1 protein-coding gene is annotated in these 1,047 nt (G+C 65.4%); it reads left to right on the forward strand.

Annotated features, from left to right (window positions below; translation table 11 throughout):
- Positions 1-1,047 (forward strand): sigma-54-dependent transcriptional regulator family protein (locus ABT116_RS50025; protein ID WP_502984120.1); only part of this gene is annotated, 1,047 nt, incomplete at both ends.

The raw sequence follows: 1,047 nt of genomic DNA on the forward strand, positions 1-1,047 counted from the left end.
TGATCGTCAAGCCGGTCGGTGTCGCCGCGCATCCCAGCCCGGGCTGGACCGGGACGACCGAGATCGCGCTCTCCTGGAAGCGCTCTCGACTCAGTGGCCTCGATCCGTCGTCGGCAATCGCCGTGGACACCGAGGAGCAGGACGGCGAGTCGCGTCTACTCCGGGCCGCCGCACCCGTGCTCGACGAGGTGTCGCAACAGATCGCGGGCACCGGGTTCTGTGTGCTGCTGGCCGATCGGGATTGCCGAGTGGTGGCCTCGGTGTACTCCGACAGTCGCGTCGAGCGGACGATCGAGCGGTTGGGTGTTGTCAACGGTTCACGCTTCGGTGAAGAGCACGCCGGCACCAATGCGCTCGGTACGCCGCTCGAGGTCGGACGAAGTGTCGTGATCCACGGTGACGAGCATTTTCTCGACAGCCTCAAGGGGTTGAGCTGCTACGGCCAGCCGATCCTGCATCCCGTCACACGTCGCGTCGAAGGCATTCTCGACATGACCGGCGTTGTCTCGCAGGCTAACCCACTGTTCGCGCCCTTCCTTGCGCGTGCGGCAGCAGATATCGAGAAGCGGCTGCTCGAAGGCTCCAAAGCGTCGGAGCAGCGGTTGGTCGACGCGTTTCAGCGAGTGTCACATCAACGCCACATCGCCGTCGCGGCCATCGGTGACGACATCCTGCTGAGCAACCGAACCGCCTTGGATCTGCTCGACACCGCCGACCACGTATCGCTGCGTTCCTTGATTGCCGACCTCAACCCGGACCAATCACGATTGGTGACAGTCGAATTGGCGTCCGGTGCGCTGGCGCGAGTTCAAGCCGACCGGATTTCCGGCGCCGACGGCGGTGCGCTCTTCCTGGTCGAACCGCTCCAGCGGGAACGGGCACCGATCCGCCGAACACACGAGCGTGCACCGTCTCCGGGCGAGCGTCTGCGTCGAGACCTGTTGCGAGCGCGCGCGGGTTCTACCGCCGTGGCAATCTCGGGTGAAGCGGGTTCCGGCCGAACCTCGGCAGCATCGGACGTCGTCGGCAGCGTTGATGCGAGTTGGC

The organism is Streptomyces sp. NPDC002130, assembly GCF_040296465.1.
In the GTDB taxonomy this organism is placed as follows: domain Bacteria; phylum Actinomycetota; class Actinomycetes; order Streptomycetales; family Streptomycetaceae; genus Streptomyces.